General features: G+C 70.5%; 13 protein-coding genes and 3 tRNA genes. 7 read left to right on the forward strand and 9 right to left on the reverse strand.

The window, feature by feature from the left end; all coding sequences use genetic code 11:
* Window positions 1-100: 100 nt before the first annotated feature.
* Window positions 101-176, reverse strand: a tRNA-Trp gene (locus tag ACWD3I_RS30600).
* Window positions 177-266: 90 nt separating this feature from the next.
* Here ACWD3I_RS30600 and ACWD3I_RS30605 point away from each other — a divergent pair.
* Window positions 267-1,673 carry a vWA domain-containing protein gene (locus tag ACWD3I_RS30605; RefSeq protein WP_365411695.1) on the forward strand — a complete coding sequence of 469 codons (1,407 nt, stop codon included), beginning with the start codon at window positions 267-269 and terminating at the stop codon, window positions 1,671-1,673.
* Window positions 1,674-3,473: an AAA family ATPase gene (locus tag ACWD3I_RS30610; RefSeq protein ID WP_365411692.1), complete on the forward strand. Its 1,800-nt coding sequence runs from the start codon at window positions 1,674-1,676 to the stop codon at window positions 3,471-3,473.
* Window positions 3,474-3,476: 3 nt separating this feature from the next.
* On the opposite strand, the gene ACWD3I_RS30615 is transcribed toward ACWD3I_RS30610, so the two are convergent.
* From ACWD3I_RS30615 to ACWD3I_RS30630, 4 genes are all read right to left on the reverse strand, one after another.
* Window positions 3,477-4,670: a leucine-rich repeat domain-containing protein gene (locus tag ACWD3I_RS30615; protein ID WP_365411689.1), complete on the reverse strand. Its 1,194-nt coding sequence runs from the start codon at window positions 4,668-4,670 to the stop codon at window positions 3,477-3,479.
* Entirely contained in the window at window positions 4,667-6,019 is a 1,353-nt protein-coding gene (locus tag ACWD3I_RS30620; protein WP_365411686.1) for an SDR family oxidoreductase, read from the reverse strand. The genes ACWD3I_RS30615 and ACWD3I_RS30620 overlap by 4 nt, the downstream gene beginning before the upstream one ends.
* 45 nt (window positions 6,020-6,064) lie before the next feature.
* Window positions 6,065-6,136, reverse strand: a tRNA-Asp gene (locus ACWD3I_RS30625).
* An 11-nt stretch (window positions 6,137-6,147) separates the two neighbouring features.
* Window positions 6,148-6,219: transfer RNA gene (locus ACWD3I_RS30630), tRNA-Glu, on the reverse strand.
* A 98-nt stretch (window positions 6,220-6,317) separates the two neighbouring features.
* Between ACWD3I_RS30630 and ACWD3I_RS30635 the strand changes: the two genes are divergently transcribed.
* Window positions 6,318-8,789 carry a prenyltransferase/squalene oxidase repeat-containing protein gene (locus tag ACWD3I_RS30635; RefSeq protein ID WP_365411683.1) on the forward strand — a complete coding sequence of 824 codons (2,472 nt, stop codon included), beginning with the start codon at window positions 6,318-6,320 and terminating at the stop codon, window positions 8,787-8,789.
* On the opposite strand, the gene ACWD3I_RS30640 is transcribed toward ACWD3I_RS30635, so the two are convergent.
* A complete protein-coding gene (locus tag ACWD3I_RS30640) occupies window positions 8,790-9,035 on the reverse strand; it encodes a WhiB family transcriptional regulator (protein ID WP_365411680.1) in 246 nt (81 codons plus the stop codon).
* Between the two features lie 240 nt (window positions 9,036-9,275).
* Here ACWD3I_RS30640 and ACWD3I_RS30645 point away from each other — a divergent pair, with 240 nt between their 5' ends.
* Both ACWD3I_RS30645 and ACWD3I_RS30650 read left to right on the forward strand, forming a co-directional pair.
* Window positions 9,276-10,061 carry a VOC family protein gene (locus ACWD3I_RS30645; protein ID WP_365411677.1) on the forward strand — a complete coding sequence of 262 codons (786 nt, stop codon included), beginning with the start codon at window positions 9,276-9,278 and terminating at the stop codon, window positions 10,059-10,061.
* A 47-nt stretch (window positions 10,062-10,108) separates the two neighbouring features.
* Complete coding sequence (locus ACWD3I_RS30650) at window positions 10,109-11,596, forward strand: HEAT repeat domain-containing protein (protein WP_365411674.1); 1,488 nt, start codon at window positions 10,109-10,111, stop codon at window positions 11,594-11,596.
* Here ACWD3I_RS30650 and ACWD3I_RS30655 read toward each other — a convergent pair.
* The 3 genes from ACWD3I_RS30655 to ACWD3I_RS30665 form a co-directional block, all read right to left on the reverse strand.
* Complete coding sequence (locus tag ACWD3I_RS30655; RefSeq protein WP_365411671.1) at window positions 11,593-12,600, reverse strand: LacI family DNA-binding transcriptional regulator; 1,008 nt, start codon at window positions 12,598-12,600, stop codon at window positions 11,593-11,595. The genes ACWD3I_RS30650 and ACWD3I_RS30655 overlap by 4 nt on opposite strands.
* 87 nt (window positions 12,601-12,687) lie before the next feature.
* Window positions 12,688-12,840: a hypothetical protein gene (locus ACWD3I_RS30660; RefSeq protein ID WP_365411668.1), complete on the reverse strand. Its 153-nt coding sequence runs from the start codon at window positions 12,838-12,840 to the stop codon at window positions 12,688-12,690.
* 602 nt (window positions 12,841-13,442) lie between these two features.
* Window positions 13,443-14,411, reverse strand: coding sequence for a multicopper oxidase domain-containing protein (locus tag ACWD3I_RS30665; RefSeq protein ID WP_365411665.1), 969 nt, complete (start codon window positions 14,409-14,411; stop codon window positions 13,443-13,445).
* Window positions 14,412-14,600: 189 nt separating this feature from the next.
* Between ACWD3I_RS30665 and ACWD3I_RS30670 the strand changes: the two genes are divergently transcribed.
* Entirely contained in the window at window positions 14,601-17,081 is a 2,481-nt protein-coding gene (locus ACWD3I_RS30670; RefSeq protein ID WP_365411662.1) for a ThuA domain-containing protein, read from the forward strand.
* 47 nt (window positions 17,082-17,128) lie between these two features.
* Window positions 17,129-19,279 (forward strand): OmpL47-type beta-barrel domain-containing protein, encoded by a 2,151-nt coding sequence (locus tag ACWD3I_RS30675; protein ID WP_365411701.1) that lies wholly within the window; start codon window positions 17,129-17,131, stop codon window positions 19,277-19,279.
* The last annotated feature ends 41 nt before the right edge of the window (window positions 19,280-19,320 follow it).

Here is a 19,320-nt window from a genome sequence, read left to right on the forward strand (position 1 = left end):
CGGGCTCTCGTCCTGGTTGTACGTGGGTCTGTGCCCGGTGCGGCGAGAGGGCGTGATGGTGTCGCGGGGCAGGCGGGAATGTGACGACAGGGCCCAGGGGGGCGGGGCGGCTGGATTCGAACCAGCGTGTTCTGGTTTTGGAGACCGGTGCGCCTGCCTCTGCGCTACGACCCCGCCCTTGACGCCAGATCGTAATGCCTTGGCCCGATGTCAGTGCGCCCTGGTACCAATGAGGCACGGGGGCAGGTCAGTACGGGGGGCACGAGATGGCGTACGGAGAGCGGGGGCGGCGTCCCCCGGTGGTCGACCTCGCCGACCGCAGGGCACTGGAGGCGTACCGCCCGGCGGATCAGGGGGTGGTGGAGGAGGCGCGGCGGCTCAAGGAGGCCGCGCTGCTGGACTTCGGGCTGACGCAGTCGGCGGTGGCGTCCTGGCTGTACGCCAAGTGCCATCACCAGATCCCGACGACCGCGATCGACACGGCGGCCGTGGTGGCGTCCGGCGACGGCACCTGTCTGCTGCTGTTCAACCCGGACTTCTTCGTCGGACTCGGCCTGGACGGCGTGAAGTTCGTCCTGTTCCACGAGGCCCGCCACCTCGTGCACCGCCATCTGTTCGCCGACCCCGAGCTGCACGACGACCCGGTCTTCGAACTGGCCGCCGAGGTGTCCATCAACCATGTGGCACTGGTCCGGCTCGGCAGGCGCGAACTGCCTCTGCTGGACGGCCGGCCGACGGGCATCGACCCGCGCGAGGTGTACGAGCACTACCGCGCGGACCTCACGGCCCACGGCCTGGAGCCGGTGCCGTACGAGACGTTCACCGAGACGGACCTGCGGGTCTACGGCGAGCTGAAGCGGATGCACCGCCCGCCGGTCCCGGAGCGCCGGCTGTGCGTGCGTCTGGCGGACGGCGCCCCGGTCCCGGCCGACCAGGAGACCGTCGACGCGGTGACCTCCTCGGCGCTGCTCAACTCCCTGCTGGCGGCCCGGCGCGGGCACGCGGGCGCGGAGCGGGAGCTGCTCGACCTCATGGACCGCACCCAGGACGGCAACGCCCGGGCGGCCCGGATCTGGGGGAACCTGGGCGCGGGCATGCTGCGCGGCGAGACCACGCGCACGCGTACGGTCCACTGGTGGCAGCGCTGGCTGGTCGACGTCCTCGGCTCCAGACTGCGCGACGGCGAGCGGCTGGTGTACCCGAAGAAGCGCGGTGCCCTGCTCGCGGCCCTCGGCCAGGATCCGATGCTGGCCAGGCGTGGCCCGGTCCGGGACAAGGTGCTGGTCGTCGCGTACGACACCTCGGGCTCGATGCCGCACCATGTGATCACCTGGCTGACCGAACTCGTGGGCGGGATCGACGGCGTTCAGGCGCACTGGCTGTCCTTCGACGCCGTGGTGATGCCCTTCGTGCCGGGCGAGCGGGTCTACGGCGGTGGCGGGACGAGCTTCCAGGTCGTCGCGGACTACGTGGAGGGCCGTACGGAGGTGAACGGGCGCCGTTTCGACGAGACCCCCGACGCCGTCGTGGTGCTCACCGACGGATACGCGCCGGCGATCACGCCCGCCGAGCCGGACAGATGGATCTGGCTGATCACTGAGGGCGGCGACGAATGGCCCGAGAGGTACACACCCGCGATGGACTGCCATCGCGTCACCACGGGATCACGGTAAATGACCACGGAAACAAGGCAATCGACGACCGTCTCACGGCTCGAGTCCTTCATCGACGCGATGATCGACATGGGCCAGACGGGCCAGATCTTCGGCGAGCACGGCATCGGCAAGACGGCGACCTTCTTCTCGCACCTCGCCCGAGCCCACCCGGACACCGCCCTGGTGTACGTGCCCGCGGCGAACCTGACGCCCGACGACCTGCTCGTCAACGCGCCGGTGCGCGATCCGCACACCGGTGAACTGGTGCTGCGCCAGCTGGTGATGAGCCAGCTGAAGCCCGGCACTCCGTTCGTGCTGCTCATCGACGACTCGCTGCAGGCGGGCGACACCATCCAGTCGCAGCTGATGCAGATCGCGTGCAACTGGACGCTGGGCGAGCACGATCTGCGGGCCCTGGGCTGCGTCGGAGTGTTCCTCACGGACAACGAGTCGCTCGCGGAGACCTCGTCCCGGCGCGGGGACCTCGCGCTCCTGGACCGCATGGTCACGATGCGGATCACGGCCAACGACACGTCCTGGCGCAAGCACCTGGCGGCCAAGTACCGCCCGTGGGACCTGCGTCCGGTGTTCTCGCTGTGGGCGTCCCTTTCCCCCGCCCTGCGCGAGCGGCTCTCCCCGCGCACTCTCGACCATGTCCTGGCCAACGCGAGGGAAGGCTTCCCGTTGCGCTGGGGCCTGCCCCTGGTCGACGGCGAGCGGCTGCGGCTGGCCGAGCCGGGCCCGGACGGCAAGCCCGGCCAGAACCGTACGCACGAGATCCTGGACCGGATCGCCGAGTCGGTGGGCGTGGCCAACCCCTCGACGATTCCCGACCCGGTACGACAGGTGGTGCGCGCCGCGCTGCGCAACCGCTGGACGGTGCTGCTCCAGGGTCCTCCCGGGTGCGGCAAGACGGAGCTGGTGCGGGAGACGGTGCGCGAGGGGCTCGGCCGGGACGCGCTGTACTTCTCGCTGCCGGTGACCAACGTCGAGGACCTGTGCGCGCCGATCCCGTCGGCGGACGGCACGCTGGACAACCTGCTCGCCGCGCACTTCACGGGTCCGGAGCCGAAGGTGATCGTGTGGGACGAGTACAACCGGCCCAAGGACAAGGCCGCGTTCGCCAAGCTCATGGAGATCACCCAGGAGTGGTCGCTGGCCGGTCGGCGGATCGAGAACCTGCGCGCCCAGATAGCCGTCCAGAACCCGCCGTACCACCTCGGCCGCAAGCTGCTGGTGTCCCGGAACAACATCGCCCAGGCGACGCGCTTCACGGCCTCGCTGACCGTCGAGCCGGCGGACATCCCGGCCAACGAGTGGCTGCTCGCCCACTACGGTTCCGACGCGGAGACGGTCCTGGAGTGGTGGAAGCACGACATCGACGACGAGGGCCGGGCCTGGATCACCAAGCGCACGCTGGAGCGGCTCATCAAGCTGCACCGGCGCGGGCTGCCGCTGGAGATGGGCACGGTGTATCTGGGCGACGGCGAGTACGCGCCGGTTCCGCTCACGGCCCTCATGGATCGCTTGAAGGGCCGCCAGGTCACGGGTCTGCGCGAGCTCGCCCGTGACGCCGACGCGTGGGAGGCCCGGCTGCGTGGCGCCGCCGCGCGCTCCGACGAGGGCAGCGACGACAGCGACGTCGTCCACCAGATCCTCGCCAACGCGGAGCTGTCCCAGCTGAAGAAGCACCGCGCGGTGGTGGCACGGCTGGTCGCGCTGCTGCCGGCGAAGCTGCGGGCGACGTATCTCGTGGGGGCCTCGGAGCGGCAGCAGCGGTTCTGGACGGAGGTGTTCGTGGGGATGCGAAAGCGGTGAGTGTCAGGCGTCGGGCGGGGCTGTCCTGTGCACGCTCCGCACGGCGGCCACGTCGGAGGGGACCGCCGGCCGCGGCAGGTGTGCGCTCAGCGCCTCCAGCCGGCGTTTGACGCTGGCGGCGATGCCGTGGCCCAGGACGAAGCGCGTGGCCGTGACGGCGCGGGGTGCGGTGTCGAGGAGGCGGTGGGCCTCGCGGCTGCGCATGCCGGTGTGGGTCAGGACCAGGTGGGTCAGACGGTGCTCGGCGGCGGCCAGGGTCTCGGCCATCGTCTCGGCGGCCGTCAGGTCGATGTGGTTGTCGGCCGCGCCCAGCACCGCCGCCGCGCGCACCCGGCCGAGGTCCAGCAGGGTGACCCCCGCCGCGGTGGCCGCCGTCACCAGCCGGGCGGCGGCCCCCGGTCCGATGCCGTTGCTGGCGACGGCGAGACGGGTGAGCCGTCCGTGCGGCGCCCGCTCCAGGGCGTCGGCCAGGCGGAGCGCTCCCGTGTCCCCCAACCGGGCGGCGGACACATACAGTTCGTCGATCGCGCCCGCCGCCACGACCGCGCCGAGCGCATCCGCTCCCGCCTCCCCCAGCGGGTTGCCGCCGACGAAGAGCCGCTCGATGCGACGCCCGTTGCCGGCGGCCGCCAGCAGCGCGTCGGCGAGGACGACTGCACCGGCCGCGTCGAGGCCGGTCTGCACGAGGTCGAGGGTGCGCAACGACCGTGCGGAATCGATGAGTTCGGCCGCCGCCCGCCCTCCCCCGACGCCCAGCGGGTTGCGTTTGAGCCACACCCCGGTGACGACCTGCGGAGAGGCCCGCAGCTGGTCGGCGATCCGGCAGGCGCCGCCCGCGGTGATCCCGTTGCAGCCGAGGTAGAGCGTCTCGACGTCCCCGCTCGCCCCGGCCACGACGGCCGCCCCGGTGTCGCCCAGCCCGTCCGTGCCGAGCAGCAGGTGCCGTACGGGAGAGGGCCCCTGGGCCAGCGCCTCCGCGACCAGGGCGGCGCCCTCGGCACCCAGCTCCTGCTTGCACAGATCGAGACGGCCGTCGGGCAGCGCCGTACCCGCCGGGAAGTCCAGCCGTTCCCCGGCCGGGCGTCCGGCGCGCAACCAGTCCAGCAGCGGGGCGAGTTCGGCGACCGGGCGCGGCACGACCGACGGCACACCGGCGAACCCGTCCGCCGCCGGCCGTTTCCCCTCGTCCGGTGTCACCACTGCGCCTCCCGATAGTCCTTGAGGAACACCCCGGAGACCGGATCCCCGGCCTCACCCCGCACGATCGGGTCGTACACCCGGGCCGCCCCGTCCACCACGTCCAGCGGTGTCCGGAAACCGGCCTCCGCCATCCGCGCCTTCTTCGGCGCCGGGTTCTCGTCGGTGATCCAGCCGGTGTCGACGGCGCACATGTGGACGCCCTGCTCGGCGAGTTCGGCGGCGCTGGTGCGGGTGAGCATGTTGAGGGCGGCCTTGGCCATGTTGGTGTGGGGATGGCCCGCCATCTTGTTGCGGACGGCGAAACGGCCCTCCACGGCGGTCACGTTGACCACGTACCGGCGCGGCTGCGGCGAGGCCAGCAGCAGGGGCAGCAGCCGGTCGCACAGCAGGGCCGGGGCGAGGGCGTTGACGAGCTGGGTCTCCAGCACCTCGGCCGGGTCGAGGGCGCCGAGCCGGGCCGACCAGGAGTTCTCCGGGGACGGATCGGGCAGCAGGCCGGCCTCGTCGGCCTCGCGCAGGGCCGCCGGCAGGGACGCCGCGCCGCTCTCCAGCATCCTCATCGGCGTGAAGCCGGGCGCCCTGCGCGCTCCCTCGGGCAACGCGTCGTACTCCCCGGAGGCGAGCAGCGCGTACGACTCGGGCGGCCGCCGTACGGTCTGCGCGGCGTTGTTGACGAGGATGTCGAGCGGTTCGCCCTCCTGCCGCAACTCCTCGCACAGTCCGAGCACTTGGCGCGGGTCGCGCAGGTCGACGGCGAGCACGCTCAGCCGGTCGAGCCACTTCCCGCTGCCCGGCTCGGCGCGGAAGCGGCGCACGGTGTCGTGCGGGAAACGCGAGGTGACCAGGACCTCCGCGCCGTCGCGCAGCGTCATCAGCGCCAGCTGGAAACCGATCTTCACCCGGCCGCCGGTGAGCAGCACGCGGCGCCCGCCCAGGTCGGTGCTCAGCTGCCGCCGGGCCGTGTTGTCGGCGGCGCAGGCAGGGCAGAGGCGGTGGTAGAAGGCATCGACGTGTTGATAGGGCGACTTGCAGACATAGCAGGTGCGCGGCTTACGGAAGACACCTGGATCGCCGGACCCGGCCAGGGGTGCGTCCTCGCGGCGGCTCAGCGCGCCGGTCGCGGTCGCGGCCATGGCCCGCGCGTCGGCGGCGGAGGCCTCGACACCCCGTGTCTTGCGCCGCCGCAGCCGTCCGTCGCGGGCGAAGGAGGCGGCGACCTGCTCGGCGCGCAGCCGCACGGGGTCGTCGACGGGCAGGGCCCGCAACTTGCCCACCACCTGGTGGAAGGCGGCCAGTTCCGCCTCGCTGACCGCCTCGTGCCCCGAAGCGGACAGTCCCGCCTCCATGATCGCCTCGCCCCTGTGCCGTCCCCGCCCATCACCGCCGTACCGCGGTCCCGACCGGATTCGAACCGGCGTATCCGCCCTGACAAGGCGGCGAGTCTGCCTCTGCTCTACGGAACCCCGCGCACGCATCCGGACGACCGGATTCGAACCGGCGTAACCGCCTTGAGAGGGCGGCGCGTCTGCCTCTGCGCTACGCCCGGACCGCGCCCCCGGATCCTAACCGCACCCCCGATGGCCGGTCGCACCGATTTACGGGACGCCCCTTCGGTGCAACGGTGCCCGAAGGGGGTGACACACCATGGCCCAGACCCATGAGTGGATGTTCTACGAGGTCATGTGGCGCGCCTGGGCGGGTCGGGAGCAGGTCCCGTACCCCGTGCCCTGGTGGGCGCAGCAGGCCTTCCGACGCTGGAGCGACGACTTCGACTCCGGCACCTACGAGTCCAAGGAGGCGGCCTTCGCCTCCAACGCCCTGTACCGGTACTGGCACATGGTCGGCGTCAAGGACCACCGTCAGGAGTCCTTGATCGGCCAGGCGGGCGAGATCGAGCCCGTCTACGACAAGTACAGCCTCTCGTTCTTCCTGCACGATCCGGCCACGGGCGACGTGCGGCTGCCCCAACTCCCGGACGGAGGACAGGTGGAGCAGCGGTTGGAGGCACCGCATCTGCCGGTCGTGCTGACGACGTTCCGCACCGCGGACGACGTCGAGTTCGTGCAGCGCACCTTCGCCGGCACCGTCGGTGCGAGCCAACGGGACCTGGTGGTCACGCGGGTGACCGTGGGCAGTCCGACGGGACAGGAGCGCACCGGGCTGCTGTGCGCGGCGGTACTGCCTGCCGGACCGAGCGGCTTCCAGCGGCACGACCGCAACGGGCGGCAGATCACCGACCGGCGGCTGACGTTCCTGCGCCATCTGCCGAACGAGCAGCGGGTGGAGACCAACTCGGGCTGGGGCCCGGTCTTCGACACCGCGCCCCAGCAGTACGGGGTCTACGGCAACACGGACTTCTCCCTCGACCCCGACACCTACCTCACCCGCAGCGCCTTCCACGACCTGGCCGTCGGCGGCAAGCTGAACGGCGCCCTGGAGGCGCAGGACCAGGTGGCGGGGCTGTGCAGCGCCGTGTTCGCATGGCCGTTCCAGATCGCCGAGGACGAGGTCTTCGAGATCGACGTACGCCTGCCCGTGGACCAGTTCTCCGGCTCCGCCGACCTCGCCGAACTCAGGGGCACACCGGCCGCCGAACTGGATGATGCCAACCGGGACTTCTGGACGGCGAAGCTCCTCGGGCAAGGCCTCCAGCCGGGGCTGCCGCGTCCGGTGGCGCATCTCACCGACCAGTTCCGGCAGGCGCGTTCACAGCTCCTGATCCTGTCCGACCACGGTGAGATCCATCCCGGCCCGACCGTCTACGACTCCTTCTGGATCCGCGACTCGTCCGTCGAGGCGACGGCATGCTCGCTCGTCGGCGACTCGGCCCTGGCCGAACGGCAGTTGGGCACCCACTACCCGCTCAAGTTCAACCACGGGACGGGCCGGATCGGGCCATGCGCCGAGTACGGCTTCTACGGCGGGCCGCACGAGAAGGACGACCGCGAGTGGGACAGCAACGGCCAAGCCCTGTGGGCGATCGGCCGGTTCGACCGCACGAGCGGCCGACGGGCTGCGTTCGGAGCCAAGTTGTACGTCCCGTACGTGCGCGACGCGGCCCGCTGGCTGCGGGACAACCGCGACCAGTACGGCCTGCTGCACAGCGGCTGGAGCGCCGAGCACCTCGGCGAGCGCGACAAGCCGCACTACTGGGACGACTTCTGGGGACTGGCCGGGCTCTACGAGGCGGCCCGGCTCGCCGAGCGCATCGGGGCACCGGAGGCCGGCGAACTGTGGGGCGCCTTCGACGACCTGAAGCGCGCCACCGCCGAGTCGATCCGCTGGGTGCTGGGTGAGCAGCGGGCGCGCGGGGCCTGGGAGTCGTACATCCCGACCGGCCCCGGCGATGTCGGGCGGCTCGACTCGACGATGATCGGCACGGCCGCCTACTTCCACCCGCTGCGCCTGCACATGGGCAGCAAGTTGGGCGACGACATCGACCGGGCGGCGCGCTGCACGCTCGACACCATGTACGCGCACTTCGTCACCGGTGGCTTCCGGCACGACGCCGCCTGGTACGCGTACGGGCCGTACCTGACCATGCAGTTGGCGCACGCCTATCTGCTCGCCGGTGATCCGGGACGGATGGACGAGCTGCTCGGCTGGACCTTCGACGCGGGCTTCCCGCACACGGCCGGGCGCGCGGCGGCGCTGGGGGCCTGGAACGAGCAGCACGCGTACCCGGTGGCCTCCGACTTCGCCGAAGTCCCGTTCGGCCGTTGGTACATGGGTGACATCCCGCACGGCTGGGCGGCCGCCGAGTATCTGCTGCTGATCCGCGACATCCTCTTCTTCGAGGCCGACGAGGACCACGACCCGCACCTGTACATCGCTCCCGGTGTACGACCGCACTGGGTGCCGGGGGACGAACGGGTCACCGTGGACGCGGCGCCGACGCTCTTCGGCTCGCCGTTCGGCTACCGGCTCGCCCACGACCCGGGCGCGCGGACGGTGACCGTGGACATCACCCAGGCACCGGAGGGGGTGCGGTTCGTCTATCCGTGCCGGTTCGGTGAGGTGCGCTCGGCCGAGGCGAACGGGCAGGAGCTCGCCGTGACCGGCCAGGACGTGCAGGTGCCGGCGGGGACGTGGCGGTTCAGTGTGACGTACGCCTGATCAGTGAGAGGTACGCCTGATCTCCAGGCGTTCCTTCTCCGACAGGCCGCCCCAGACACCGAAGCGTTCGTCGTTGTCGAGGGCGTACTCCAGACAGGCGGAGCGGATCGGGCACAGGCCGCAGATCCGCTTCGCCTCCCGTACGGAGCTGCCCGGCTCGGGGAAGAAGAAGTCTCCGCCGGTCTGCGCGCACAACGCCTCGTCCTGCCAGTCCGGGCGGGGCGGGGTGATCGTTTCGATGAGCATGTTCAGAATCGTGCCGGGCGGCGAAAAACGTTCGATCAACGCGGGATCAACGCCGCGCTCGCAGGCCTCCGGCGCCTTGATGGTCCTCCGCCGCACGGCGTGGCGCACGGCGGCGCGCGCAATCGCGGGAAAACTGGGCGAGGTCTGTCGGTCACGGATGGTCACTGCCCGGGGCGATTGTCAGTGGGCGGTGCAAGACTCGGCAGTGCAGTGGACGGGACCCTTCAGAGGAGGGCAACGATGCTCACCACCCGTTATGTCACCGGCGCCCCGAACTGGCTCGATCTCGGCACCCCCGACATCGAGGGCGCCGCTTCCTTCTACGGCGCGCTGTTCGGCTGGCGGTTCCAGCCGGGGCCGCCCGAGGCCGGTGGATACGGCTTCTTCCAGCTCGACGGCAGGACGGCCGCGGCCGGCATGCAGAACCCTCCGGAGCAGGGCCCGCCCTCCTGGACGGTGTACTTCCAGACCCCGGACGCGGACGCCACGGCCAAGGCCGCCGAGCAGGCGCACGGCGCGGTGCTGTTGCAGCCCATGGACGTCATGGACCAGGGGCGCATGGCCATCCTCGCCGACAAGGCGGGCGTCTCCTTCGGCATCTGGCAGCCCGCCCGGAACAAGGGCCTCGACGTCGTGCAGGAGCCCGGCTCGCTGTGCTGGCTGGAGCTGTACACACCGGACCAGCCCGCGGCCGCGTTCTTCTACAACGCCGCCCTCGGTCTGGAGACCTACGGCGTCGACTTCCCTGGCGGTACGTACACCACCGTCAACCCCGCCGGTGCGTCCGAGGACGGCATGTTCGGAGGCATCGTGCCCCTGGCCGAGGCCCCCGGGGAGACGGAGCCGTACTGGCTGCCGTACTTCGAGGTCACGGACCCGGACACGGTGGTCTCCAAGACGCGGGAGCTCGGCGGCACGGTCCGGATGCCCGCCACGGACGTGGAGGGCGTCGGCCGGGTGGCCAAGCTGGCCGATCCGTACGGGGCGCGGTTCGCGGTGATCAGGAGCGTGCCGGGGCAGGGCTGACGGGGGCCGCGAGAAGGCCGGTCGGTGAGCGCCCTTAGCCTGTCGGGATGTTCAGGACGTTCACCGAGCGCCGGGCTCGGAAAGATCAGGAGCAGCAGCGCGAGCTGTCCGTACGGCTGAGGTCGCCCGAGCCGGAGGTGCGGGTGGCTGCCGCCGGTGAGGTCGCCCAGGCGCAGGACACGGGGTGGGCGATACGGGAGCTGGCTCAGGCGATGGACCGGGAGCCGTCTCCCACCTGGTTCGACGCTGTCGCGGGGCCGTTCTGCGATGCCGTCCGCCGGGATCGGGCGGTGCGGGAACGCGTGGAGCGGATGTTCGCCGCCCATGCCGATGCGCCGGTTGAACTGGTACGTGCCTGGACCGCGTTGCTGGCGGAGTTCGGGGCGGGTGCCGCGCTGGACACCGTCGACGACGAGTTGGCCGCCGAAGTGGGCGCTCGGCTGCGGCGCGTGCGTGAGCAGGGCGGGAAGCCCCATGAGCTGTCCGGTACGGACCCGGACTCCCTCGACTACGTGGTCACGTTCGGCGTGACCGTCGAGCTGCTCCACGCCGCCGTGCGCCGCCACGTTCCGCTCCCCGCGGACGACATCGAACGCACACGACGCGAGACCCGGGAGACCTTGGAACGGGCCCTGGCGCACCCGGCGAGGAGCGACGACCGCCACGCGCTGCTGCTTTCCCACTGCGAACTGTCTGATGACGAGACCTGGGCGGATCGGCAGCTGGCCGCCCTGCGCATCAGAGAGGCCCTCGACCTGTGCGGGAGTACCGAACCGGACCGCGTGGCGCTGGGCGTGCAGGCCCTCGCCGTCATGCTCCAGCTCAACCACGTATGCCTGAACGACGCCGTCCGCGAGACGCTCGACAGCCTCTGCGTACCGGACCAGGATCCGTTCACCTTCAGCGAGGTCCTGAGCTGCTATCCCTCGCTCCACGCCGACCGGCGCCTGCACGACCCACCGGTCGAGATGTTCCTCTCGGCGCTCGGCCACGCCGACCCGCTGGTACGGGCGAACGCCGCCGGCGGACTGGACACCATCGCTCCCGGACAGCCCGAGGAGTCGCGGGCCGTCGCCGCCCTGATCGAGGCCATGGAGCACGACCCCGACATCGAGGTCGTGCGCTCGGCGGCGTACGCCCTCGCCACGATTCCCTGCAGGGAGGAGGCCGACACCCGTGCTGCCTCCGCGGCGCTCGCGGGCAAGGCCGGATCGGCCGACCCGGGTCTGCGGGTGGCGAGCGTGGACGGGGCGATCCACCGGGACGAGCCCGGAGCGTTCGACCTGCTGACGGCCGAGCTCCGACGGCCCGATGTAGAGGCCCGGTTCATCAGCTCCGTGGACCTCTTCCTGGATCTCGGAAAGCTGCCGTCGAAGGATGTGACCGCGCAGTGGGCCCGTCTGCTGGAGCGGCTGCGCCAGGACGGCTGGCCCGACCGGCCGAACGAGCACGAGGACGGCGACGACACGGAGCCCGGCTTCCGGATGGCCCTCCTGGAGCTGACGCTGGACAAGATGCGCGCCTACGACGCCTAGGCGGACGCCCGCCGCACCAGCGTCGTCCGCAGCACGACGCTGGACGCGGCGCCGTCCGTCCCCAGCAACAGCCGGGCCATCAACCGCCCCATCTCCTCGATGTCCTGACGGATCGTCGTGAGCGGCGGATCGGTCTGCTCCGCCACTGTCAGCATGTCGTCGAACCCGATCACGGCCACGTCGTCAGGCGCGCGCCGTCCCCGTTCACGCAGCACCCGCAGCGCCCCGGACGCCATGAGGTCGTTCGCGGCGAACACGGCGTCGACGTCCGGGCAGCGTTCGAGCAGCTCCCGCATCGCCCGTTCCCCGCCCCCGGGGGTGAAGTCCCCCTCGACCACCAGCTCCGGACCGGTGTCCCCCATGACGTCCCGGAACCCCTCCAGCCGGTCCACCGCCGACGTCTGGTCCAGGGCACCGGTGATGTGCGCCACGCGCGTGCGGCCGAGACCCACGAGGTGGCGTACGGCGTCCCGCGCCCCACCCCGGTTGTCGCTGTCGACGAACACCACGTCACGGCTGCCGTCGCTCCACCCGGGCCGGCCGCCGAACACCGTCGGGATACCGGCCCGTTGGATCAGTTCGGGCAGCGGATCGTCGAGGTGCAGGGAGAAGACGAGCGCCCCGTCGACATGGCCGCCGGCGAGGTAGCGGCCGACCCGGGCGTGGTCGTCGCGCCCCTCGGTCAGCAGCAGGACCAATTGGTTGTCGTGTGCCGTCAACTCCTTGCTGATCCCCCTGAGTTGCAGCGCGAAGAAGGGGTCGGCGAAGACCCGGGTCTCCGGCTCGGCGACGACGACGGCGATCGCGTCGTGCCGGCGCGTCACCAGGCTGCGGGCGGCCTGGTTGGGCACGTACCCCAGCTCCTCCACCGCCCGCCGGACCCGCTCGACGAGCGGCTCCCGCACCCCGTCCCCGCCGTTCACCACCCGGGACACGGTGGCCCGCGAGACCCCGGCCCGCTCGGCCACGGCCTCCAGCGTGGGACGCGGCGCTGTCTCGGTCACTTCGGGGCCCTCCTCGTGGTTGCGGATCAGGATAGCCCTGGCCGGGGAGGCGTGAGAGCGCTCTCCGGGGACCGGAATCCCGGTTGCTCACGAGATCGGGACGGCCGGATCATCGGCGTACGACCACGAGAAAGGCCCATGTCCGCTGACCGCCGCCTGGCCCCGCGCGCCCGCCTGCCCCGCGCGTACCGCGACCGGGACGTACTGCACAGCACCGTCGATGCCTTCGGGCGTGCGCATTGGCTGCTCTGCGGACTCGGAGCCCGCACGGCCCGTACTACGCGCTGGTGGTCACCGTGGAGGGTGGCTACGCGGACGAGACGCGTCTGAGTGCGGTGGGGCCACGCCACCCGATGATCGGCGCCCTGCCGGACGGCGGATTCCTGCCGGCCGATGCGCGCGGTCGGGCCGGGAACGACCAGGTACAGGCGTTCGATGCGCTGGGACGTCCTTCGTGCACCTTCCGGGTGGGCGACGGCATCGAGCACTTCCTGACCGACGGGTCGGGGGACGTATGGTCGGCCACTTCGACCAAGGCGTCCCCGGCGACCGGCTCGGCGAGCCCGGCGTACGCCGGTGGAGCAGCGGGGAAGGCCCCTGTGGGAGTACGACGCGGCTCCCTACGCGCTCAAGGTGGACCACCGCGCCACCTGGCGCCTACCCGTACACGGACTTCCCTCTCCTGGAAGCCCGTCACGGCCGACCGACCCGCGTCCGCACCACGTCGGTCAGGTACGCCCACGGCGTCGTCGTCCACGGCTGGCACGTCGCCTTCTTCGGCGGCCCCGCCCCTACGTCCAGGAGCAACCCGGCACGGAAGGGACCCTGTTCGACCTCTCCCGTCAGTGATCGTGCCCGTGCGGCTCGTACCCCGGGATCGTGCCGTCCGTCTTCTTCACCAGGAACAGCCCGACCATCCCCATGTCGGAGTGGCTCTGGACATGGCAGTGGTACATCCACGCGCCCGCCCCGACGCCCTCCCCCGCGACGACCTGGAAGCCGAAGGAGTCCGCGGGGCCCACGATCTTGTTGTCGATGACCTGGCTCGGGTCGTCGGGGCCGGTGAGCATGCCCGTGCGGTTGTCGGCCCAGCGGTGACCGTGCATGTGGAACGTGTGGTAGTACTCGCCGTGCGTGATCATCACGAACTCGACGCGATCGCCCACCGTGGCCTCGAAGTTCGGCCCGGAGTGCGCCGGCTTGTTGTTGATGAGCATGTCGTTGAAGACGATCGTGTACGTCTTGTCCGGGAGGACGTCGCCCTTGCGCCGCACGATCACCGGACCGTAGAGGCCCTTGCGGATCCCGCCCGTCCCGTGCTCGGTCCCCACCACATGGTCGTGGTAGTGCCAGTAGCCGGCGCTGCCCGCCCGCCAGGTGCCGTCCTTGCGGCGGCCGGGGGCGTGGGTGCGCCAGGTGTAGGTGCGGGTGCCGCCGGGCTCGACGTCGCTCTTGTTCAACTTGGTGCCGTCGCTGGTGATTTCGTAGTCGAGACCGTGGACGTGGAGGCTCGCCGTGACGTCCATGGTGTTCTCGAACTCGATGTGCAGGGTGTCGCCCTCGTTGAGTTCGATGAGCGGGCCGGGGATCGTCGCCTTGCCCTTCTCGAAGCCGTAGCCCATCTGCCCGTCGGCGAGCTTCTCGGCGTACATCTTGATGTGTCTCACCTCGCCCCCGGCCGGTGCGGTCCGGGCCGGTCCGTCGGCGCTCGCGGCGTCCGGCGCCAGCGACAACGATGTCGCGACGGCCCCGCTGCCCACGACGGCAGCGCCGCCCAGCAGTACTCGTCGATTGAACCCGCGTCTGTCCACGTGGAACTCCCCACCCTGATACGGAACTTGCGGAGACGCACCTGTGATGAACCTGTGAGACGGTACCGGCCGTTCCGCTGTTTTTCCACGCTCAGGACAAAGTTGACCCCAACTCGGTCATAGGTATTGGCGAGTTGCGCAAAGAGGTCTAGCTTCCATCGCGCTGTTGCTGTGACCGAGGAGGTGCCCATGCACTTACGAGGACTGAGCGCGGGAAGACGGGTCGGCGTGGCGGGCGTGAGCGCCGGGATCGTCGTCGCCGGACTGCTGTCGGGTCCCGCCGCCAGCGCGCGTCCGGCCCCGGAGCCGCCCCTGACAACGATGTCCGTGAAGTCGCCACCAGGCGGCGCGAATGTACGCGTGCTGGTCTTCTACGGTTCCGCGGCGGCCGGGGAGGAGTCGCCGGTCGTGAACGCCGGGATCGAGACGATCGAGACGATCGGCCTGTCCGGGCCGACGGACCAGCGGTTCAAGACCGAGGCCACCGACGACGCCTCGGTGTTCACCGACGAGACGAAGCTCGGGCGTTACAACGCGATCGTCTTCCTGACCGGCGGCGGTGACATCCTCGATCCGGAGCAGGAGGCCGGCCTGGAGGCCTACATGGAGGCCGGCGGTGGTTTCGTCGGCGTCCATGACGCGGCGCGCGCCGAGCCGTACTCGGACTGGTTCACGGGTCTGGTCGGGGCCCGCCCGGCGGCCTCCAGTCCGACGGCCGTTCAACGGGCCGTCGTCGAGGTCGGCGACCGCCGGCATCCGGCGACCAGGGATCTGCCGGTGCAGTGGAAGCGGCCCGACCGGTGGTTCAACTGGGCCAAGAACCCGTCGGGCGAGGTCCACACCGTGGCCCGGGTCCGCGAGTCGACGTATCAGCCGGGAGCGAGCAAGAACGGCTGGGACCATCCGGTGAGTTGGTGCCGTGACTACGACGGCGGCCGTTCCTTCTACACCGGCATGGGCGGCACGGTGTCGTCCTACGACGAGAGCGACTTCCGTACGCATCTGCGCGGTGCCCTGTTGTGGACCTCGCGGCTGGTGCAGGCCGACTGCAAGGCGACCATCACCGGCAACTACAAGGCGGAACGCCTCACCCAGCCCAACCAGGCGGGGCAGAACGACCAGATCGGCGAGCCGCACGGCCTGGTCACCGCGCCCGACGGCCGGGTGCTCTACATCGGCCGGGGCGGCGCGGACTCCTCGCAGCCCGTGGTCACCGACTGGAACAACCCCGACATCGGCAAGGGCAAGGGGGAGATCCATGTCTACGACCCGAAGACCAAGAAGGTCACCCTCGCGGGGGCGTTGACGGTCTTCGGCAACAAGGGCGGCGGCGACGAGCTGGTCAAGGTCGAGGAGGGGCTTCTCGGCATCGAGCTCGATCCGCGGTTCGAGGACAACGGGTGGGTGTATCTGCACTACACACCGCACTCGCAGATCAACCGCGAGACGCGTATGGCCGAGCGGCGGGTCTCCCGGTTCACGCTCGACCTCGCCACGAACAAGCTGGACCTGGGCAGTGAGAAAGCGCTGCTGAAGTGGCCGGTGCAGATCCACAGTTGCTGCCATGCGGGCGGCGGGATGACCTGGGACTCGAAGGGCAACCTGTACATCGCGACCGGTGACAACAACTCCAGTGGCTTCAGCGGTGGCTACTCGGGCAACAACCCGGAGCCGAACTACAAGGGCGTCTCCTTCGCCGACGCGCGGCGCACCGCCGGCAACACCCACAACCTCAACGGCAAGATCCTGCGCATCCACCCGGAGCCGGACGGGACGTACACCCTGCCCGCCGGGAACCTCTTCACCGGGCAGGAGACCGACGAGGGCGGCGGCAAGACCCGCGGCGAGATCTATGTGATGGGGGTCAGAAACCCCGCCCGTATCTTCGTCGACCGGCAGACCGACATCCTGTACGCCGGCTGGGTCGGCCCGGACGCCTCGGCGCCCTCGACGACCTGGGGTCCGGCCAAGTACGACACGTTCGCCGTCATCACCAGGGCGAGCAACCGGGGTTGGCCGTACTGCATGGGCAACAAGCAGCCCTATCGCGACCGCAACCTCCCCGACCCGACGAAGCCGCTGGGCTGGTACGACTGCGACCACCCGAAGAACGAGTCCCCGAACAACGACGGCCTCGTCAACCTCCCGCCGGTCACCGGCAACAACATCTGGTACTCGCCCCAGGGCGGCGCACCGGACTTCCCGCGCGACGCGAACGGCATCCCCTCCTACAAGCAGGAGGAGTCCACGTATCTGCTGCCGTGGCTGAAGGGCGGCGGACAGGCCGCGATGAACGGACCGGTCTACCGCTACGACACGGAGAGCGCCAGCGAGGTCAAGTGGCCCGCGTACTGGGACGGCAAATGGTTCGTCGGCGACTTCTACGACGCCGACCAGCCGCGCAACGCCGTCATCACCGACCCGAAGACGCACGGGGACGGCGGACTGCCCGTGCACGCCGAGTCGTTGAAGAAGATCGTGCCCATCGGCAACGACGGCATCAGGAACCTCATGGACTGGAAGTTCGGTCCGGACGGCTCGCTGTACGTGCTCGACTACGGCCGCGGCTTCTTCACCTCGGACGCCAAGTCGGCGCTGTGGCAGGTCACTTACAAGGGCGGCGGTCCCACTCCGGCCGCCGGCCAGCTGGCGAGGGGGGCCGCTCGGTGACACAGCGACGAAGAATCTGGACGGCCCTGCTGGCCGCCGCACTGATCATGCTCGGGCTGCAGACGGCACCCGTCTCCGCCCAGCAGCCCGGGGAGCGGGCGGCCGCCGCCCAGACACTCACCTGGACAGCCGGCGACGACATCACCAAGTACACGTCGGCGCCGACGACCGCGGTGGCGGGTCAGGCGACGATCGTCTTCGAGAACAGCGTGGCGACCGGCAACACCACCGGCATGCCGCACACGTTGACGTTCGTGACGTCGGACCCGGAGTTCAACAGCGATGTGGAACTCAACATCCTCGCGAACCCGAACGACGACATGGACGGCCGCCACACCGCCGAGGTCACCCTCACCCCGGGCCGCTACTTCTACCACTGCACGATCCCGGGCCACGGACAGATGCAGGGCATCCTCGTGGTGACCGAGGGCACCGGCGAGGACACCGTTCCGCCCACGACGGCGGCGCAGGTGACCGGGACACAGAACGCGCAGGGCGAGTACGTCGGCTCGGCGAGTGTCGCGATCAGCGCGACGGACAACGAGGGCGGGTCCGGGGTCGACGGTATACAGTACGCGGTCGGCGATTCGGGCGACTGGCTGCCGTACACCACCCCGGTCGTCGTCGACCAGGTCGGCAGCCACAGGATCCGCTACCGGGCGCTCGACAAGGCGGGCAATGTCGCCGCCGAGAAGAGCGTCCGGTTCACGGTGGCCCCCCCGCCCTCCGACGACACCGCACCCCCGGACACCTCGGCGACGGTGACCGGCGAGCAGAACGCGGACGGGGCGTACCTCGACATGGCGACGGTGACCGTGTCCGCCTCGGACACCGGCTCCGGCGTCAACACCATCGAGTACGCCGTCGGCGACGGGGCCTGGCAGGCGTACACCGCGCCCGTGATGGTGCACCAGCTCGGCACCCACACCGTGCGCTACCGGGCCACCGACAAGGCGGGCAACGTCGCCGGCGAGAAGAGCGTGCGGTTCACGGTCGTCGCGACACCCACCCCGGACACCACACCGCCGGTGACGGGTGTGACCGTCGCGGGCACGAAGAACTCGGCCGGGGCCTATGTCGGCAACGCCAAGGTGACCGTGAGCGCGACGGACGAGCATGGTTCCGGTGTCGACCGGATCGAGTACTCGATCGACGGTGGACCGTACATCGCATACACCACTCCGGTGATCGTCGACCGCGCCGGCACCCACACCCTCGCCTACCGGGCCACCGACAAGGCGGGCAACACCGCTGCCGCTCGCACGGCGACCTTCACCGTCGTGTCCAGCCAGGTCCCCGCACCCAACTGCCCCGAGTTCGACGAGCGGTTGACGGTGATCGTCGGCGAGGTCGACTCGGGTGTGCCCAACCGGCTCACCAACAGCCGATGCCGTATCAACGAGTTGATCGAGGACGAGAAGGAGTGGACCTCGCACGCGCTGTTCGTCAAGCACGTGAAGACTGTCCTCGACAAGCTCCTCGAGGAAGGGGTCGTCGACCAGCGCGAGTACAACGCCGTCCAGAAGGCCGCCCGGCAGTCCGGGATCGGCAGGCCCGGGCAGACCGAGGGCTACCGGAGGATCCTCGACGGCAGCGCCGAGTCGTTCGCCAAGTGGCAGCAGGTGGGCGGCGGTTCGTTCGGGCTGAACGCCGACGGGTCGATCACCTCCGGCACGACCAAGGACGGGCTCGGCATGCTGTGGTTCCCGGAGCGCAAGTACGGCGACTTCTCGCTGCGGCTCCAGTGGCGGGACGACGCGCCGGGCACCGGCAACGCCAACTCCGGTGTGTTCGTGCGGTTCCCGTGGATCCACGACCATCCGGAGGAGTCACGGCCGGAGTGGGTCGCCATCAAGTACGGGCACGAGGTGCAGGTCCTGGACCGGCCCGACGGCGACATGTACAAGACGGGCTCGGTCTACGGCTTCGACCGCGTGGGCCTGGCCGGCGCGGGCGTGACCCAGAAGGGCACCTGGAACGACTACGAGATCCGGGTGGTCGACCAGCACTACTCGGTCTACCGCAACGGCGTGCTGATCAACGAGTTCGACAACATCGGCGGCCAGGACTTCACCCCGCCCCGCTCGGACGACCCGGGCACGGACGGGCGACGGTTCGCCTCCGGCTACCTCGGACTCCAGGTGCACGGCACCACGGACGTGGTCTCGTACCGGGACGTCAGGATCAAGGAGTTGTGAGCCCGGCTCTCCGGTGATTTCCCAGGGGTGCGGCCCACCGC

The sequence above is a fragment of the Streptomyces sp. NPDC002817 genome (assembly GCF_053592055.1).